This window comes from Glycomyces salinus, assembly GCF_016428645.1.
GTDB classification, from domain to species: Bacteria; Actinomycetota; Actinomycetes; order Mycobacteriales; family Micromonosporaceae; genus Glycomyces; species Glycomyces salinus.
Genome location: NZ_JAELXW010000170.1, coordinates 1 through 3095 on the forward strand (window position 1 = coordinate 1; position 3095 = coordinate 3095).

Here is a 3095-nt window from a genome sequence, read left to right on the forward strand (position 1 = left end):
TACGCCGACCGCGTCATCTTCCTCGCCGACGGCCAAATCGTCGAGGACATGAGCGACCCGACCGCGAACGCCGTGATCGACAAGATGAAGCACTTCGAAGAGCTCGTCGCCGCCGCGGAAGGCAAGGCTGTCTGACCCATGCTGCGCGCCACACTCAAAGGCATGGCGAGCCGCAAGGCCCGCCTAGTACTCACCAGCCTCGCGGTCCTCCTCGGAACCATGTTCGTCGCGGCGGCCATGATCCTGACCGCCACGATGGACAAGTCCGTCAGCGGCACGATCGCCGACGGCTACTCCAGCGTGGACGCCGTCGTCACCTCGGCCAAGTCCGAGACCGACTGGTCCACCGGTCAGGGCAACACCGGCACGCTGCCGGCCGAGGCGGTCGGGGAGCTCGAATCGGCCCCCGGCGTCGAGGTAGTGGGCCCGGCCGTCGAAGGCCAGGTCAACGCCATCGGCTCCGACGGGAAACTCGTCGGCACCTTCGCACCGACCATCGGATTCAACTGGGAGTCCCTCGACGCCCAGGAGGGCTACACCGAGATCCGGGAGGGCAGCGGCCCGACCGCGGACGACGAGGTCGCCGTCTCGGCGAAGTTCATCACCGACTCCGGGCTCGAACTCGGCGACACCGTCACCGCCTACTCCTACGGCTCCGACCGCGCCGACTACACCATCGTCGGCGTCTTCGGACTCTCCGGCGACCGCGACTCGCTCGCCGGTGAGACGCAGATGGCCTTCACCACCGCCGAGGCCCAGCGCCTCATGACCGACGGCGAGGACGTCTACACCACCATCTACGTCGCCGGCGACGTCGACACCGACGAGCTCGCCTCGGTCCTGGGCTCGGACTACCGGGTCCAGACCGGTGAAGAGGCCAGCGAGGAGGCCGCCGAGGCGTTCGCCGTCGTGGCCGACTTCATGGGCTACATATTCCTCGGCTTCGGCCTGGTCGCGGTGTTCGTCTCGATCTTCCTGATCATCAACACCTTCACGATCATCGTCGCCCAGCGGCAGCGGGAACTGGCCCTGCTGCGCGCCATCGGCGCCGGACGCGGCCAGGTGATCCGCTCGGTCCTGACCGAGGCACTGGTCATCGGCGTCATCGCCTCCGCCGTCGGCCTGGGCCTGGGAGTGCTCCTCGGCTGGGGACTGTCGCAACTGGTCAGCTCGACCATGTTCGACGGAATGCCGGTGACGCTGCTGGTCCCGCCGACCACGCTCTGGGCGTTGGTCGTCGGCATCGGCGTGACCCTGCTGTCGGCGCTGGTCCCGGCCGTCAAAGCCTCCGGCGTGCCGCCGGTCGCCGCGATGCGGGACGCGGTCAATCCGCCCAAGCCGCTGCGCACCATCACGATCGCCGGCGCGATCGTGACCGCCGTCGGCGGGAGCATGCTCGCGCTCGGGCTCCTGGCGGACCTGGGCGACAACGAACTCATGGTCATCCTGACCGGCATCGGCGTCAGCTTCGTCGGGATCACCTTGCTCACGCCGATCCTGTCGCGTCCGCTCGTGGCCGCGCTCGGCGCGCTCATGTCGTGGTCGTTCGCCGGCAAACTGGGCAAGCTCAACGCCGGGCGCAACCCGCGGCGCACCGCGATCACCGCGGCCGCGCTGATGATCGCGGTCGCCCTCATCACCGGCATCGCCACGCTGGTCTCGAGCATCAAGGCCACCACGTCCGAAGTGCTCGACCTGAATCTGGACTCCGATCTCATCGTCAGCGGCGCACAGGGCGGGGCCAACATCCCCTCGTTCTCGCGCGAGACGCTCGAGGAGATCAGGGCCGTGCCCGAGGTCGCCTCGGTCGGCGACGTGTACGCCGACTTCTTCGGCACCGAGGTCGACGGCCAGGAGGCCGTGCTGTCCTCCAGTGAGGACCTGGGCGCGAGCCTCGGGGTCCTCGGCGGCTCGGTCGCCGAGGGTTCGATCGACGACCTCCCGGCCGACTCGGTGGTCATCGACGAGGGCACCGCCGACGACCGCGACCTGGCCCTGGGCGACAGCGTCGAGGTGACCTTCGGTGACGGGGAGACCGCCGAACTTCAAGTCGCGGCCATCCTCGACGGCTACGACCTGACCAACGGCTGGTGGGTCGCGCCCGAGCAGATCGAGCACTTCACCCTGCCCAAGCCGATGCAGGCGTTCATCGCCGTCGAGGACGGCGCCGACGTCGCGGCGGTCCAGAGCCTCGTCGATGACATCCTCGCCGACGAGCCCGAGGTCAGCGTCACCAACAACGCCGAATTCGTCGAGCAGCAGACCGGCCAGCTCGACGTCATCCTCGGGGCGGTGCAGATCCTGCTCGCGCTGGCGATGATCATCGCCGTGATCGGCGTGGTGAACACGCTGGTCCTGTCGGTTCTCGAACGCACCAGGGAACTCGGACTGCTCCGGGCCGTGGGCATGACCCGCGGCCAGGCCAGGCGCATGATCACCGTCGAGAGCATCATCATCTGCATGTTCGGCGCAGTGCTCGGCATCGCCGTCGGCATCGGGCTGGGCTGGACGGTCCAGCAGGCGCTCGAATCCGAGGGCCTGTCGTCGTTCGCCCTGCCATGGAGTCTGATCGTCACCTACCTGATCGCCGCGGTGATCGTCGGTCTGCTGGCCGCGATCGCCCCGGCGGCGAGAGCCGCCAAGCTCAACGTGCTGGGGGCCATCGCCTACGAATAGCTTGACTGTCTGAAGGAAACCGGGAACGAGGGGCGGCGCGGAAGCGCCGCCCCTCATCGTGTCCGTCGAGTCCCGGCGGGCCGCCTCGGCCCAATGGCCGAGGGGCGGCGGGCGCGTCGGCCGTTGGGAGGAGCCCCGAGTCCGGTCCGCCGACCGAAGTCGCCGGCCCCGTTCGCCCATAGCCTTGGTTGCACTGGACCACAAGGGCCAGTTCAAGGCTCGCGAGCAATCTCGGTGGAGTTCGCGGGCCGTGAGATTCCACCGCCGAGAACGCGTCCAAGAAAGGCGGACCAGTGCCACTCGCAAATCCCCCCGCTCCCCCGGTGACCCGTGCGGCCGTGACCGCTTCGGGTCTGTGGCGGGCCTACGGTTCCGGTCAGGCCCAGGTCGTCGCGCTGCGCGACGTGTCGGTCTCGTTC

General features: G+C 68.8%; 1 protein-coding gene and 1 pseudogene. Both read left to right on the forward strand.

Annotated features, from left to right (window positions below):
- Nucleotides 1-135: pseudogene (locus tag JFB92_RS27150) on the forward strand (ABC transporter ATP-binding protein); the annotation flags it as partial.
- Nucleotides 136-162: 27 nt separating this feature from the next.
- Nucleotides 163-2676 (forward strand): ABC transporter permease, encoded by a 2514-nt coding sequence (locus JFB92_RS24830; protein ID WP_199044620.1) that lies wholly within the window; start codon nucleotides 163-165, stop codon nucleotides 2674-2676.
- The last annotated feature ends 419 nt before the right edge of the window (nucleotides 2677-3095 follow it).